At 34.1% G+C, this 15,520-nt stretch carries 13 protein-coding genes; 6 read left to right on the top strand and 7 right to left on the bottom strand.

Annotation, left to right across the window (positions count from 1 at the left end; genetic code table 11):
- Positions 1-62: 62 nt before the first annotated feature.
- Genes glmS through IMZ30_RS04005 form a run of 3 tightly spaced genes read right to left on the bottom strand, consistent with a single transcriptional unit; the run spans position 63 to position 4,329 of the window.
- Complete coding sequence (glmS, locus tag IMZ30_RS04015; RefSeq protein ID WP_207039251.1) at positions 63-1,910, bottom strand: glutamine--fructose-6-phosphate transaminase (isomerizing); 1,848 nt, start codon at positions 1,908-1,910, stop codon at positions 63-65.
- Positions 1,911-1,937: 27 nt separating this feature from the next.
- Positions 1,938-3,506, bottom strand: a complete 1,569-nt coding sequence (locus IMZ30_RS04010; RefSeq protein ID WP_207039250.1) for a DUF4270 domain-containing protein — start codon at positions 3,504-3,506, stop codon at positions 1,938-1,940.
- A 1-nt stretch (position 3,507) separates the two neighbouring features.
- The gene (locus tag IMZ30_RS04005; protein WP_207039249.1) at positions 3,508-4,329 is read right to left on the bottom strand and encodes a glycogen/starch synthase; all 822 of its coding nucleotides are present in this window, start codon (positions 4,327-4,329) and stop codon (positions 3,508-3,510) included.
- 99 nt (positions 4,330-4,428) lie between these two features.
- Here IMZ30_RS04005 and panC point away from each other — a divergent pair, with 99 nt between their 5' ends.
- The 6 genes from panC to IMZ30_RS03975 are packed head-to-tail and all read left to right on the top strand — an operon-like array spanning position 4,429 to position 10,725.
- The gene (panC, locus tag IMZ30_RS04000; protein WP_207039248.1) at positions 4,429-5,274 is read left to right on the top strand and encodes a pantoate--beta-alanine ligase; all 846 of its coding nucleotides are present in this window, start codon (positions 4,429-4,431) and stop codon (positions 5,272-5,274) included.
- Positions 5,275-5,277: 3 nt separating this feature from the next.
- The gene (panD, locus tag IMZ30_RS03995) at positions 5,278-5,625 is read left to right on the top strand and encodes an aspartate 1-decarboxylase (RefSeq protein WP_207039247.1); all 348 of its coding nucleotides are present in this window, start codon (positions 5,278-5,280) and stop codon (positions 5,623-5,625) included.
- A complete protein-coding gene (locus tag IMZ30_RS03990; RefSeq protein WP_207039246.1) occupies positions 5,626-6,588 on the top strand; it encodes a YbhN family protein in 963 nt (320 codons plus the stop codon). It begins immediately after the preceding gene.
- Positions 6,589-6,625: 37 nt separating this feature from the next.
- A complete protein-coding gene (locus IMZ30_RS03985; protein ID WP_207039245.1) occupies positions 6,626-7,768 on the top strand; it encodes an alpha/beta hydrolase in 1,143 nt (380 codons plus the stop codon).
- A gap of 8 nt (positions 7,769-7,776) precedes the next feature.
- Positions 7,777-9,141 carry a DNA repair protein RadA gene (radA, locus tag IMZ30_RS03980; protein WP_207039244.1) on the top strand — a complete coding sequence of 455 codons (1,365 nt, stop codon included), beginning with the start codon at positions 7,777-7,779 and terminating at the stop codon, positions 9,139-9,141.
- Positions 9,142-9,192: 51 nt separating this feature from the next.
- On the top strand, positions 9,193-10,725 hold the full coding sequence (locus tag IMZ30_RS03975; RefSeq protein ID WP_207039243.1) for a LysM peptidoglycan-binding domain-containing protein: 1,533 nt from the start codon (positions 9,193-9,195) through the stop codon (positions 10,723-10,725).
- Positions 10,726-10,733: 8 nt separating this feature from the next.
- Here IMZ30_RS03975 and IMZ30_RS03970 read toward each other — a convergent pair whose 3' ends face one another.
- The 4 genes from IMZ30_RS03970 to IMZ30_RS03955 are packed head-to-tail and all read right to left on the bottom strand — an operon-like array spanning position 10,734 to position 15,520.
- Complete coding sequence (locus IMZ30_RS03970) at positions 10,734-11,039, bottom strand: hypothetical protein (protein WP_207039242.1); 306 nt, start codon at positions 11,037-11,039, stop codon at positions 10,734-10,736.
- 11 nt (positions 11,040-11,050) lie between these two features.
- Positions 11,051-11,233, bottom strand: coding sequence for a DUF2892 domain-containing protein (locus IMZ30_RS03965; protein WP_207039241.1), 183 nt, complete (start codon positions 11,231-11,233; stop codon positions 11,051-11,053).
- 6 nt (positions 11,234-11,239) lie between these two features.
- Complete coding sequence (locus IMZ30_RS03960) at positions 11,240-14,446, bottom strand: efflux RND transporter permease subunit (protein ID WP_207039240.1); 3,207 nt, start codon at positions 14,444-14,446, stop codon at positions 11,240-11,242.
- Between the two features lie 6 nt (positions 14,447-14,452).
- On the bottom strand, positions 14,453-15,520 hold the full coding sequence (locus IMZ30_RS03955; RefSeq protein ID WP_207039239.1) for an efflux RND transporter periplasmic adaptor subunit: 1,068 nt from the start codon (positions 15,518-15,520) through the stop codon (positions 14,453-14,455).

The following is a 15,520-nucleotide window of genomic DNA, read 5'->3' as shown; positions in this document are numbered from 1 at the left end:
CGATTTGCAAATATATATTAATTTTGTAAAATTAATGTTGGATTTTACTATTTTAAATCTGATTATTCTACAGTAACCGATTTTGCTAAATTTCTAGGCTGATCAACATTTTTTCCTAATTTCACAGCAATATGATATGATAATAATTGAAGTGGAATTGTAGTTAATAATGGTGTTAGAGCTTCAAAGGTTTCTGGAACTTCTAATATATGGTCTGCCATTTTTTTAACTGATGTATCACCTTCAGTTACAACTGCGATAATTTTACCTTTTCGAGATTTAATTTCTTGAATGTTACTCACAACTTTTTCGTAATGGCCTTTTTTTGTTGCTATTACTATAACGGGCATCATTTCGTCTATAAGTGCTATAGGGCCATGTTTCATTTCAGCGGCGGGATAACCTTCTGCGTGTATGTATGAAATTTCTTTCAATTTAAGCGCACCTTCAAGTGCAACCGGGAAATTATATCCTCTGCCTAGATATAAGCAGTTTTTTGCATTTTTATAGGCATCAGCAACTTTTTCAACTTCATTGTTGGTAAGCAGTGTTTTTTCAACTTTTTCAGGAATTAATTCTAATTCATTTAAGTAAGCGTGATAATCTGATTGTGATATTTCGCCTTTAGTTTTACCTAATTTCAGCGCAATTAATGATAGTACCGTAATTTGTGTTGTAAAAGCTTTTGTAGATGCCACACCTATTTCTGGGCCTGCGTGCGTATATGCGCCTGCATGAGTTTCTCTTGAAATTGAAGATCCTACAACATTACAAACACCAAACACAAAAGCCCCGTTTTCTTTAGCTATTTTAATAGCAGCCATCGTGTCAGCCGTTTCGCCACTTTGTGAAATGGCTATAACAACATCTTCTTTGGTTATAACAGGGTTTCTATAACGGAATTCAGAGGCATATTCAACTTCGACAGGAATTCGTGCTAAATCTTCAAATATATATTCGGCTACTAATCCAGCGTGCCATGATGTTCCGCAAGCGACTATTATAATTCTTTTAGCATTCATTAATCGGTCAATGTTATCATCAATACCAGACATTTTAATGAGTCCTTTTTGAGGTAACATTCGACCGCGATAGGTATCTCTTATCGCGTCAGGTTGCTCATATATTTCTTTAAGCATAAAATGGTCGTAACCTGCTTTTTCAATTTGGTCTAGGTTTAGTTGAAGCTCTTGTACATATGGGTCTACAAGTTTGTCGTTTTTAATTTTTCTGATACGAACCTCACGACCTAGCCTAACAACTGCCATTTCACCATCCTCTAAATAAATAGATTTGTTTGTATATTCTATAAAAGGTGAAGCATCTGAAGCAATAAAAAATTCATCTTCACCTACGCCAATTGCTAATGGGCTTCCTAGTCTAGCCACTACAATTTCATTAGGTTTATTCTTGTCAAATACTGCGATTGCGTAAGCGCCAACGGTTTGGTTTAGTGCTATTTGTACAGCTTTTCCAAGCTTTACATTTTCTTTTGTTTTAACGTCTTCAATAAGGTTAACTAAAACTTCAGTGTCGGTTTCAGATTGAAAGTTATAACCACGCTTAGTTAACTCCTCTTTTAAGGGTTCGTAGTTTTCAATGATACCATTATGAATAATCACAAGGTTGCCCGAATTTGAAACATGAGGATGAGAGTTAACATCATTAGGTTCGCCATGAGTTGCCCATCTAGTGTGGCCGATACCTATTTTGCCTGATGTAATTTTTTCTATCTTACATTTATTATCAAGATCTGAAACTTTGCCTTTAGTTTTACAAATTTTTAATTGATTTTGATCAAATAAGGCAATTCCTGCGCTATCATAGCCTCTGTATTCTAAACGTTTTAGGCCTTTTAGCACAACATTGTACGCGTCTTTTGGTCCGATGTATCCTACGATTCCACACATAGTTAGATTAGTTAGATTAGTTAGTTGTTAATTGTTAGTTTCTGTGTAAATGATTCTTAATTTCAATCGTTTATCTTCCAAGGGAGAATTGTTGCCATGCAAAACTGTACCTCTTGGGCTCAATGCAGAGCTTTCTAAGACACTTTCAAATGTTTCACTATCATCAATTATGTCTAGTGTCCTTGTAATATTTACATTTTGTGAAATAGACAAACCAAGCTTAACATTGGTTGAGTCTTTATTGATGATGTTGTTGATATGATTTGTAAGTCTTAATCTGTAAAATTTATTACCATCGGCATCTTCATCTATTGGTGGTAAATGTATGCTTGCTGAGGTTTCTGGATTTTCAGATAGAGTTGGGTCTAAGCGATAGTCTTCTAATATGGTATTGTTTTCAATATCATAAATGAATAATCGATTTACAATATTTTTGTTGGTAGAGGCTAAATCTTCGTTAACATACATTATAAGGTTAGCTTCATTAATGACCCATTGGTTTTGCCTTAATTCCTCAAGTTGGTCTGAAACGCCATCACCGTTAGAATCTATCCCTGTAAACAAGTTGATAACACCTGAGGAACCTTCACCGCCTTTTAAATAAATATTTTCTTCGCCCTGTGTTTGGTTTTGGTTAGATAAATCTACTGCAAACTGATTATCATAAAAATTAACGTTTATCCCTGTGAAGTTTAAACTTAATTCATCAAAACTTTCAACAGGTTCAGGTGTGGCGTCAGGATCTAGCGAAATGCCTGGCCTCATTGTTTTGTAATGTAACGTTATATTAGATTGCTCTGTGTTCAAATTTAAATTAATAAGAAGAGGTTCAGGTGTTGAAGGTTCTAAGACCATGTGAATGCCTCTGAAATAATTAATAAAATTATTGTTGTTGACTAGCTCTTGTTCGCCTGCTTTACTCATGATTTTTTCATTGAAATAATCTAGAGGTAATTTTAGTCTAATTCTAGGGTTTACACTAGTCGTGTCAGGATTGTCTATGTCAGATCTATCTATTAGTGTAATACTTTCTTTCAGTTCTTCGAGGTTAATCGTTTCAGACTCAAAAAAAGGAGTACTTTCTATAAACGGAGCAATTTCATCGAACTGGTTTGAGAAATATTGTTGATTGTTTTGAAATTCACCATTTTCACCTGGGTCAAGTTCTCTGAGGAAATAGTTCGATTCGTAAAGTTTGAGTTTAAAATCACCTGTTCCAAAAATTGAATCTAATTCAAATTCGTCGGTATCAATTTGGGTTAAATATAAAGGTAAATTTAAAATAACACTATCTAACTCAGGCTGCATTCCAAAATCTTCATTTGGTGTCGCAAGCCTAATTTGAGATAAAATGCTATTTTCTGTGGTTCCAAAAATTGGATCATCATAGGTACCAATTAAATAGTTAGTAAGAGAATTGGTTTGTATGGCTGTAAATTTTTCGCTGTACGCAGTGATTTCTTCAACTTCATAGGCTGGTTGAAGTTCTATACTGTTAATATAGCTACTACCTAATTCACTTATGTTTTCTTGACAGGATAAAAGGCTTATTAATAAAAGGCAAATGCTTAATTTACCAGCTAATTTTTTTTGCATGTTATTCAACTTCTTCATTTAAAATATCACTCAAGTAAAAATTTTGATAAGCTTGAGCGAAGGCTTCTCTAGGTTTGTATTCTAGCGTAGGTATTTCTTTAGAATCTACATAATCCATCAATTCTTGATCAACATCTTCACTTCCAAAAATAACTCCGTCTGAGTTATCAACGGCTGTTTTTAAAAGGTTATTGTAGGTTGGCGAAGATAAATGTTCAACTGCGTTGTCATCAATCCCATCAAATAAGATTTTCTTGACCATATCTTGGTCTAGTGTGTTTTCAAAATCTCTATTATAAACAGATGTTACAATTTTTGATTCTTTGAATAAAGGTTCATTACCGTAGTAATGCCTTAAATATAATGGTAGAAGGGATGCTAGCCAACCATTAACATGAATAATATCTGGTGCCCAATTCAATTTTTTAACTGTTTCAATAACACCTTTGGCAAAAAATATAGCACGTTCATCATTATCATCAAACAAATCGCCATCTTCATCTGTAAGCGTAGCTTTTCGCTTAAAATAATCTTCATTATCTATAAAATAGACTTGCATGCGTTCTTTTGGAATTGAAGCAACTTTTATAATTAGTGGCATATCTAAATCATTGATGACTAAATTCATCCCTGACAGACGAATGACCTCATGCAGTTGGTGTCTCCGTTCGTTAATATTTCCGAAGCGTGGCATAAAAATTCTAGTTTGTCCACCTGAAGCATTCACCATTTTAGGAGCTTCAAAAGACAAAGAAGAAATGTCGTTTTCAGGCAAGTAAGGAACAACTTCAGATGATACGTAAAGAATGCGTTTATCTTTCATAAGGTATTAAATGCTAATTTATAAAGTTGCAAATTTACAAATTTTTATGTGGATTAATGCTAAAATATTAGCTTTGCAGCCTAACATTAGAAATATAGAGTGAATATTTCAAACAATACAGCGCTTCAAGAACAAATTCAAGACTTGAAAGCTCATGAAAAAATAATAGGTTTAGTACCTACAATGGGTGCTTTACATGAAGGACACATTAGTTTAGTTAACTTTGCTTATCAATATTGCGACATTGTAGTGGTAAGTATTTTTGTTAACCCTACACAGTTTAATAATTCTGGTGATTTAGAAAAATATCCCCGTAATTTTGAAAAAGATTATCAATTACTCATCAGTAATAATCCTAAAACTATAGTTTATACGCCAAGCATAAATCATGTGTATGGTAAAGACGTAAAAGCAGAGGATTTTGATTTTGGAAGTATCGTAACATTTATGGAAGGTCAATATCGTCAAGGTCATTTTAACGGTGTTGGTACAGTTTTAAAACGTCTCTTTGCTATTGTTAAACCGCATAAAGCCTTTTTCGGTGAAAAAGATTTTCAGCAGTTACAGTTGGTAAAGAAATTGATCGAAATCACAAAACAACCTGTTGAAGTTATTGGGTGTCCAACTTTAAGAATGTCTAACGGTTTAGCCGAAAGTTCTCGTAATTACAGACTAACGCCTGCTGAAGTTGAAGAAGCTAGTCTGATTTATAAAGCGTTATTTCAAGCTAAGACAATGTTTGAAGATTTTACGATTAGCGAAATTAAAACGAGTATTCAAGACCTCTTTAAAAATCATCAAGTGCTAAAATTAGAGTATTTTGAAATTGCACCAACTTCAACTTTAGTACCTGCTCAAACAAAAAAAACTCATCTCGATTATCGTGCATTTATTGCAGCATACATAAGAGATGTTCGATTAATAGATAATTTAGCTTTAAATTAAACCATGCAAATACAAGTTGTCAAATCTAAAATTCATCGCGTAAAAGTTACTGGAGCCGATTTAAACTATATCGGTAGTGTTACCATAGATGAAGATTTAATGAATGCCGCAAATATTATTGAGGGCGAAAAAGTACAAATCGTTAACAACTCAAATGGTGAGCGTTTAGAAACCTACGTTATTCCTGGGCCTAGAAATAGTGGAGAAATCACTTTAAATGGTGCAGCAGCACGTAAAGTTGCCAAGGGTGATATTCTAATTATTATGTCTTACGGGATTATGACTATTGAAGAAGCAAAGTCTTTTAAACCTAGTTTAGTCTTTCCTAACGACGATAATAAACTTAACTAAATGCATCCGAAATTAAAGAAAAGACTAAAACTTATTATTCCTCTATTAATAGGTTTCTTTTTTGTTTTAATTTCTTTATATAGGTTTGAAGCCGAAGAGCGACAGTTAATTTGGTCAAACATAAAACAAGCCAACTTGTTTTGGGTGTTTGTTTCTGTTGCCCTGGGACTGTGTTCTCATCTATCTCGAGCTTATCGCTGGCAGTTTTTACTTCAACCCTTGGGCGTAAAACCAAGATTTATCAATTCTTTTTTTTCAGTCATGTTTGCGTACCTTGCCAATCTTGGTGTTCCGCGATCTGGTGAAGTTTTAAGAGGTGCAACCTTAGCTAATTATGAAGATGTTAAGTTTGAGCAAGCATTCGGAACAATCATAACAGAACGCGTTATAGATTTTTTAATGTTACTGTTAATTGTAGGTGTTACTATTTTATATCAAGCCGATTTAATTTTAGACTTTTTTGAAAAGAAATCGATTAATCCACTATTTACTTTAATAATACTAGGCGTATTAATATTACTAATTTTATTAGGGGTAAAATTATTTTCAAGATCTCAACAGCCATTAATTTTAAAAATAAAACAATTTTTAGAAGGTGTTGTACAAGGCATGAAGACTGTACTAAAAATGAAAAACAGTCTTTTATTTATAATACATACGTTTTTAATTTGGGTTTTATATATAGCCATGTTTGTAGTTGTAAAGTACAGCATTCCAGGCACATCAGATGTTCATTTATCAGTACTTTTAGTGGCCTTTGTTTTCGGCTCTTTTGCAATGTCAATCACCAATGGCGGAATTGGTATTTATCCATTAACCATCGGTGCAACCATTGCTGGTTTTGGAGGCGACGCTGTGGCAGGCGAGTCGTTTGGATGGATTGTTTGGACAGCTCAAACCCTACTGGTAATTGTAGTCGGAAGCTTATCGGCCTTGCTCATGCCAATTGTTAATAAAGATTAATTTTTTTTAATTAAATTTATCCACTAATTAATTCAAAATGAAAAAATTAATCATTTTATTAACAATCTTATTTGGCTATCAAAACTATGCTCAAATAGAATATGTTGAAGTTGCTTCAAAAATTTTAAATGAAACCCGTCAAATCAAGGTTCAGCTACCACGCAATTATGAAAAAAATGAAGACAAATTTTACCCAGTAATTGTTGTCTTTGATGGTGATTACTTGTTTGAGCCCGTCGCTGGTTTAGTAGATTATTTTAGTTATTGGGAATATATACCCGAAGCTATTGTTATCGGCATTAACCAAGTTGGCTATAGAAATGATGATGGATTAATTGACACCGATGTACAATACCCAATCGATTCTGGAGCACAATTTTACGACTTCATAAATCTAGAAGTAATGAAATTTGTTGATGAAAATTATAGAACTTCACCATTTGTTGTAATTACAGCACAAGACTATATGGCAAATTTTGCTAGCTTTTTCTTGATGAAAGACAATCCACTTTTTAGGGGCTACATTAATATTAGCCCAGATTATACCTCAAAAACAACCGACCGATTAAAAGAAGTTTTTAGTTCAAAAAAGCAAAAAACTTGGTATTACTTAAGTACAGCTGAAGATGATATTAAAGAACTAAGAAAAACTATTCGAGCATCTAATGCCACATTTCAAGCAATAGATAATAACAACTTCTATTACTATTATGATGATTTTAAAGATCAAGATCATTTCACGCAAGTAGGCTATGCTCTTTCAAGCGCTTTTCAAAAAATATTCTCACTTTATAAGCCTATTTCAGAAGACGAGTATTTAACCAAAGTTTTGAAGGCTGATAATTTTGTTGAATATTTAATCGAAAAATACGACGATATCGCCGAGCTTTATGCATTAGATATCAAGATGAGAACATCAGATTTTTTTTACATCAACGATGCTATTGAAAAAAACGAAGCTTGGGAACAATTTAAAGATTTAAGTAGCCTTGCAGAAAATCAACTTCCAGAAACACTATTTTCAAGTTATTTTCTTGGGCGTTATTATGAAGAAATCGGAAAACCAAAAAAGGCAATGAGATCTTATAATTCAGGTTATGGTTTAAAAGAAGTCGGTTTTATCACAAATGATCTAGTGATTCAAAAAGCTGAAAAAATCAAGAAAATTTTTGGTTACTAAATTAATTTATGGCTAAAGTAAAAACGGTTTTTTATTGCCAAAACTGTGGCGCTCAACACGCTAAATGGCAAGGACAATGTAATGCATGTAAAGAGTGGAATACGCTTTCTGAAGAGGTTTTAGAGAAAAAAGAATCTAACTCTTGGAAATCTACTTCGAGTTCATCACCTCAAAAGCGGCAGTCTAAGCCACGAAAAATTGAAGATATAGAGCTGAGCAAAATTGAACGTCTATCTACCTTAAATGGCGAATTTAATCGTGTTTTAGGTGGTGGCTTAGTGCCTGGTTCAGTTACACTTCTAGGCGGAGAACCTGGCATTGGGAAAAGTACCTTACTCTTACAATTGTCTTTACAGTTTCAACAAAAAGTGCTTTATGTTTCTGGCGAAGAAAGTCAGCAACAAATTAAATTACGTGCTGAAAGAATTTCAAATGAGCCCAATAATTGTTTTATCTTAGCCGAAACTAAAACCCAATCTATTTTTAGACAAGTTGAAGCACTTCAACCTGATATTTTAATTGTAGATTCTATTCAAACACTACACACCGATTATGTTGAAAGTTCGCCAGGAAGTGTCTCTCAAATTCGAGAATGCACCTCAGAGCTTATTAAATTCGCAAAAGAAACTCATACGCCTGTATTGTTAATTGGTCATATCAATAAAGAAGGTCATATCGCTGGCCCAAAAGTTCTTGAACATATGGTTGATGTTGTTTTGCAGTTTGAAGGCGATAGAAACTATGTTTACCGTATCTTACGCGCACACAAAAATCGGTACGGTTCAACCAACGAATTGGGAATTTTTGAAATGCAAGCTTATGGTTTAAAAGAGGTGGCTAATCCTTCAGACTTATTAATTTCTAATACTGAAGAACATCTTAGTGGTACAGCAATTGCTTCAACACTTGAAGGCTTAAGGCCTTTAATGATAGAAATTCAGGCGCTTGTAAGTTCAGCTGTTTATGGTACACCTCAACGCTCAACCACTGGTTATCCAGTGAAAAGACTCAACATGTTGTTAGCGGTTTTAGAAAAGCGAGCAGGTTTCAAACTAGGAGCAAAGGATGTGTTTTTAAATATTACCGGTGGTATAACAGTTGAAGACCCTGCGATAGACTTAGCTGTTGTTGCAGCTATTTTATCTTCTAATGAAGACGAACCAATACCGTCTGATTTGTGTTTTGCTGCTGAAGTTGGTCTTGCTGGAGAAATTAGACCAGTCACGAGGGTCGAACAACGTGTAGTTGAAGCTGAAAAACTTGGTTTTGAACGCATTTTAATTTCTAAACAGTCTAAACTTCCAAAAACAGATTACGGTATTCAGGTCTTGAAAGTGGCTAAAATTCAAGATTTAGTTAAAATTCTTTTTTAGGCTTTTGCAGCTATTGTATTTTTGAGAATAATTTGCAATTCCTATAATTCTATGAAGTACCTTTTATTTGTTACTATCACTATATTAAGTGTAAATATTGGTTTTAGCCAAAATAGTTCTGCACATAAAGACAAAGCTCAAACATTAAGTGTGCAACAATTTAATGAAATCGTACAAGATAGTTTGCGATATGTATTCTATGATTACGTTAAAACTATTAAGCTTGATAAGCGGTGGCAAAAGGCTTTAAGTGACACACAATTGTTTGATAAGTTGCATTCAAGCATTACAGATAGCTTAATAAATCGCAAAGCTGTAAAGCAAGTCCCTACTGAGACTTTAAAGCAGCGTTTAGCAGATTTAAATGAAAAAACACCTTTTAAAATAGAATATAATGAAAGTTTAGAAAGTGTTATTAACTACTACCTTCAGAGAGAACAGAAAAGCACAGAGCGTCTTATTAGCTTGAGTTATTTTTATTTTCCGATGTTTGAAGAAATTTTTGCTAAGTATAACATTCCGTTAGAAATGAAGTATTTAGCTTTAGTAGAGTCTGCTTTAAATCCAAGAGCCAAATCACCTGTTGGCGCTACGGGATTATGGCAGTTTATGTACCCAACAGGAAAAATGTTTGATTTAAATGTTAGTAGTTATGTTGATGAACGTATGGATCCGTTAGCTTCGACCGAAGCTGCAGCTAAATATTTAAACCGACTTTACAGTATTTTTAACGATTGGGATTTAGCTTTAGCGGCTTATAATTCTGGTCCTGGAAATGTTTCAAAAGCAATAAGACGTAGCGGTGGCAAAACTAATTATTGGGAATTAAGACGTTTTTTGCCGCGTGAAACGGCAGGCTATGTTCCATCTTTTCAGGCTATGATGTATTTATTTGAATATGCTGAAGAACATCAACTTGTTGTTGAAAAGCCTCAACAGTTATATTATGCTACCGACACAATTAGAGTAAAACAACTTGTTAAACTAGAGCATATCGCTGAAGTTACTCAGGTAGACAGAGATTACTTAAAGTTTCTAAATCCAAGTTATAAATTAGGAATTGTTCCTTTTGAAAAAAATAAAGATTATTACATTAGATTGCCATATCAAGCTGCAGGTATCTACGCCGCTAATGAAGATAAAATTTACAACTTTGCTAAGCAATCTATTGCACTTGATGCTAAACCGCTTCCTAAAAATAATAAGGCTGAAGATCGTATAAAATATCGTGTAAAATCTGGTGATTATTTAGGTAAAATTGCTAATAAATTTGGTGTTCGGATAAGTCAAATTAAGCGTTGGAATAATTTACGCTCTAACCGATTAAAAATAGGACAGCGTTTATGGGTTTACCCTAAAAGCCCAGATTACGTAGAAACTTCTACTAAGACTAAATCATCAAAACCTAAACTTAACAGTTCTAACTCTAACAGTGATGTAATTTATACTGTTAAATCTGGTGACTCGCTTTGGAGTATTGCAAATAAATTTCCAGAAGTTAGCATAGAAGATTTAAAGTCGATTAATAAACTTTCGTCTTCTAAACTTCAACCAGGGATGCAATTAAAGCTTCAAAAAAGTTAAGTTTTTATTTAAACATAAGTTTCAACTGGTAAGACGGCTAATCTTACAGGATTATTTTCTGCTTGGTTTCTATTAAATTCTTTTACTAAATCAATAACTTTATTTAGTTGTTCGGTTTTAGTAAATGAGAAAAATAAAAGTGATTCACTACCACTTGCAGTCATTGGGAACCAACTTTGGGTTGCAATAAGTTGATTGTTAGCTTTGTAACCATCAATTTCAGAGCTACTAAAGGCTTCGATATTAGCAGCCTTTAGTAATTTTAAAATATCTTTTTCGTAGCTAGATACGCTAGTTAAAATCATTAATTTCATTTTGAATCAATTTATTTTACACCAAATTTTTTCAATATGTCTTCCATCAAACACCATTTAGTGATCGACGACTGTAATAGATTTACGCCTACAAAAGCTGTAAACCAGAGCCAATTAATATTGACATAAATCGCTAAGGCAATGCTTATAAGTATAAAACTACCAGCAATGGCTCTAATAATACGTTCTCTCATGATATGTTATTTTACTTTGTTTTTCATTATTAAATAATAGACTAATGGTACGATAAGTAAGGTTAAGAATGTAGACCCAATCGTGCCGCCCATAAGTGAAATGGCTAGACCTTGAAATATTGGATCGAATAAGATTACAAATGCGCCTATGACAACTGTTCCAGCCGTTAATAAAATTGGTGTTGTTCTAACTGCACCTGCTTCTATTACCGCTTGTTTTAGTGGGATGCCTTCGTTTAATCGGATGTCTACAAAATCGATTAATAGCACTGAGTTACGTACCATTATTCCTGCTAGGGCAATCATTCCGATAAATGAAGTTGCTGTGAAAAAAGCACCCATGATCCAATGACCAATAATAATACCTATCATAGATAACGGTATGGCCACCATCATGACGATAGGTGTTTTAAAGTTTTGGAACCAGCCTACAATTAGCATATAAATAATAATAATTACACCACCAAAAGCTAAGCCTAAGTCTCTAAAGACCTCAAGCGTGATTTGCCATTCTCCATCCCATTTTACAGTAAAATCATCGGTATTCTCAGGTTGCCCAAGGTAAAGTTCACTTAATTCGTAACCTGCAGGTAAATTGATGTCCTTAAGCTTTTCGGACATTCCTAAAATGGCGTAAACTGGACTTTCAAATTCTCCAGCCATTTCTGCTGTTACATATACCAAGCCTTGTTGGTTTTTACGATAACGACTTTTTTCAATTTCACCTTCTTCTAAAGTAACTAAAGATTCAATAGGAATCATAGCGCCCGTTTGTGATGTAATATGTAGTTGGTTAATGTCTTGTAGGTTTCTATCAGCATCTTCAACACTTAGCTTTACTAAAATCTGTTCTGTTGCATCTGGATCATAAATGGCACTGATGGCTTGTTCGCCAACAACTAGACCTAAAGTCTGAACAATTTGTTGAGTAGCAATACCTGATTTTGAGGCTTTATCTTTATTAATATTATAAGTGTATTCAATTTGTGGAGCTTCAACCCGCCAATCAACATCAACAACATCTTGTGTTTCAAGTAAAATCTGCTTTATTTGCTTGGCAATTTCAATACGTTTTTCTTGTGTTGGCCCGTAAACTTCAGCTACAATTGTTGATAAAACTGGTGGTCCTGGTGGCACTTCAACAATTTTTACGTTAGCATTATGTTTTTTTGCCACCTCTTGAATACCAGGTCGCATAAGCTTGGCAATATCATGACTTTGCAGGTCTCGGTTGTCTTTGTTTTTAATATTTATTTGAATATCGGCCATGTTTTCGCCTTGTCTTAAATCGTAATGCCTTACTAAACCATTAAATGTAATAGGCGAGGCGGCACCAATATAACTTTGATAATTTACGACTTGATCTTGCTGAGCGATGTATTGCGAAATATCTTTAACGGCTTTGGCTGTTTCTTCTAAAGTGCTGCCTTCGGGTAAATCAACAATTACTTGAAACTCGTTTTTATTATCAAACGGTAGCATTTTTACTAATACACTTTTTGTGAAAAATAAGCCGATTGAAGCAAAAAGGATGATGGCAGTAACTAGAATCGCTAAAGCTGATTTTTTCTTGTTTTCAAGTAGCGGCCGTTCAATAGCATTATAAAGTTTGTAAATCTTAGTCGATTCAATTCCTGTTGTTTCAGATTCGTTTTCTGATGTTGTTTCAACTTCATTTGATTTAACCCGTAAAAATAAATACCCAAGGTATGGCGTAATGGTTAATGCAACAAAAAGAGATAAAATCATTGCAATTGAAGCACCTATAGGCATTGGGCTCATGTAAGGTCCCATTAAACCGCTTACAAAAGCCATTGGCAATACCGAAGCAATGACGGTAAAGGTTGCTAAAATAGTTGGGTTGCCAACTTCATTAATGGCATAAAGTGCTGCTTGTTTAAATGGTAAACGTTTCATTTTAAAATGCCGGTGCATATTTTCGGCGATGATAATAGAGTCGTCTACAACAATTCCTGTAACAAAAACTAATGCAAAAAGCGTAATTCTATTTAGTGTATAATCTAATAAATAGTAACTCAATAGTGTTAATGCAAATGTGATGGGCACTGATAAAAAGACCACTAATCCGCCACGCCAACCCATAGCTAACATTACTACAATAGTAACGGCTATAATGGCTCCTATTAAATGCAATAGTAATTCGGACACTTTTTGAGAAGCGGTTTCACCATAATTTCTAGTTACTTCAACTTTTACTTCATTTGGAATTGTCGTCTGTTTTAGGGTTTCAACCTTTTCTAAAACTTGGTCAGCAATTTTCATTGCATCTGCTCCTTTTCGTTTTGAAATAGCTAAGGTTATTGAAGGATATTCAGATTGAAAATTAGATTTCATATCTGTATCTCCTGCGCCAAAACCAAAGCTTGTGTATTGGTGCGCATCTTCTGGACCTTGAGTTATATTTGCAACTTGATGTAAATAAATAGGCAGCCCGTTATGCTGTCCAATCATTAGGTTTTCGATCTCTTTAGCGCTACGGAAGAAGCCATTAGTCTTTAATTTAAAAGCCGTATTGGCTTGGCTAATTGCACCCAGTTGAAGTTGATGATTTGCTGCTTTAATATGTTGAACTATGCTTAAAGCATCGACACCAGTAGCTAGCATTTGTGATGGCTGAAGCTCAACATTTAGAACTTCATCACGGCCACCAATAATATCGGCATAAGACACATTGGTAATGGTTTTAAACTCTTGTTTGGCCTGTTGTGCAATTTTTTTAAGCTCGTAGTCATTATAAGTTTCACTCCAAAAGGTTAATCCTAATACGGGAACATCGTCGATGGAGCGTGTTTTAATTAATGGCGGTGTGACGCCTTGAGGCATTTCGTTAAAATGCTTCATAATTTCATTATACAATTTTACGTAAGAGCGCTCAATATCTTCGCCTACATAAAATTGAACAATCATCATACTTTGCCCAGCCATAGAAGAGGAATGCACGTATTTTACACCTGTAACATTAGAAATAATTTTTTCAAGTGGTTTGGTGATGCGCGATTCTACTTCAGTTGGGTTTGCTCCAGGATAACCTACAAAAATATCGGCCATTGGCACGTCTATTTGTGGCTCTTCTTCACGCGGAATTAAAAACGAACTGTAAACCCCGATGATCATAAAAACAATCATGAGTAAGACAGTTAGTTTTGAATCTATAAATCCTTTGGCAATTTTGCCTGCAATTCCTTCTTTCATAGTTCTTTACTTTAGCTCGATTGGAGCACCATTATATAATTTAGCTTCAGCTGTAGTGATATAGGTTTCGTTTGCTGATAAACCACTAATCACCTCAGTTAAACCACCTTTATTAGAACCAAGTTTTAGCCAATTTAAAACGGCAGTATTTTGCGAGCTTATGGTATAAACACCTCTTAATTCACCTTGTTTTACAATTGCATCTGATTTGATGTAGAGTTGAGGTGTTGTAGACTTATTTACATGAAATTCTACGGTAGCGTACATGCCAGATTTCAAAGTTTCTGGACTTGAGTTTAGCTGAATGCTCACTGCATATTGTCCTGCTGTATTTGCAGAAGACGCTAGTTCAGTAATTTGACCTGAAAGTTTAGCATCGATACTTTGTACGTTTACTTCAACTGGAGTTTTTATATTAATCCTATTAATTTGACTCTCCGCTAAACTTGTACTTACTTCAAAAATTTGGTTGTTCTCAATTTCAACTAAATATTCACCTGGTTTTGCTAAGTTGCCTACTTCTGCAAAGGTGTTTGTTATCGTTCCATTAAATGGTGCTTTAATAATACTGTAACTGAGTTGTGCATTAACTTCAGCTTGCATTTGTTGAGCTGCGTTATAGCTTTCTTTGGCCATTTGATAAGCCATTTTAATGTCGTCAAATTCTTTTTGACTAATACTTTGTTTATCTAATAAGTTTTTAAAGCGATTGTAATTTTTTTCAAGGTTTAGTAAATGGCTTTTAGCTTTAGCAATTTGAGCTTGCGCTTGAGCTTTTTTGGCTATTAAATCTTGACTGTTAAGTTGGACTAATACATCGCCTTTTTGTACTTCTTGTCCTACTTTTACAGGAACAGACTCGATATAACCCATTATTCGGGTACTTATTTGCGCTTGATTCACGGCCTTTATCTTTCCACTTGTTTGTAATGTATTGTTATTAGAAGCGCTTACTTTTTCAACTTGAACTGTAATTGGTTCGGTTGATGTTTTTGAAGTGTTCTTTTCTTCTGAATTACAACTTACTAAAAAAGCTAAGATTAGAATAACGAGACTTGTATAAATAGATTTCAT

This window comes from Psychroflexus sp. ALD_RP9 (assembly GCF_017311165.1).
GTDB lineage: Bacteria > Bacteroidota > Bacteroidia > Flavobacteriales > Flavobacteriaceae > Psychroflexus.
The sequence above is the reverse complement of the archived record's forward strand: the minus strand, read 5'-3'. Positions and strand labels throughout refer to the sequence as shown.